Annotated in this window: 1 protein-coding gene; it reads right to left on the bottom strand. The window is 70.6% G+C overall.

Going from position 1 to position 360, the window contains the following annotated elements:
* The coding region (locus IG05_RS0141270) for an FAD-binding protein (protein WP_030349206.1) at positions 1–360 on the bottom strand (360 nt) is incomplete at both ends.

Here is a 360-nt window from a genome sequence, read left to right as displayed (position 1 = left end):
GTGCACCAGCAGCCGGGTGATGTACACCCCGTCCAGTACAGGGATGGCGAGCTGCTCCGCGCGCCGGACGAGGGTGCGCTGGATCTCCAGGCCGGTGTAGTCACCGGCGAACGCGGTCCGCCGGAACTTGTGCGCCCCGAAGAACCGCTGGGAGATCCGGCCGTCCTCCTCCCGGGCGAAGGGCATGCCGTAGCGCTCGAGATCGTCGATGCCGCGGGCGGCGCCCTGGGTGACGATCTGCACGGTCCGGGGATCGGCCAGCAGATAGCTCTCCTTGAGCGTGTCCGCCGCGTGCTGCTGCCAGCTGTCCTCGGGATCCATGGTGGCCAGGGCCGCGTTGATGCCTCCGGCGGCGAGCGC

This window comes from Streptomyces sp. NRRL S-1022 (genome assembly GCF_000720135.1).
Lineage (GTDB): Bacteria > Actinomycetota > Actinomycetes > Streptomycetales > Streptomycetaceae > Streptomyces.
Note: the sequence above shows the minus strand (reverse complement) of the source record. Positions and strands in the feature narration are given on the sequence as shown.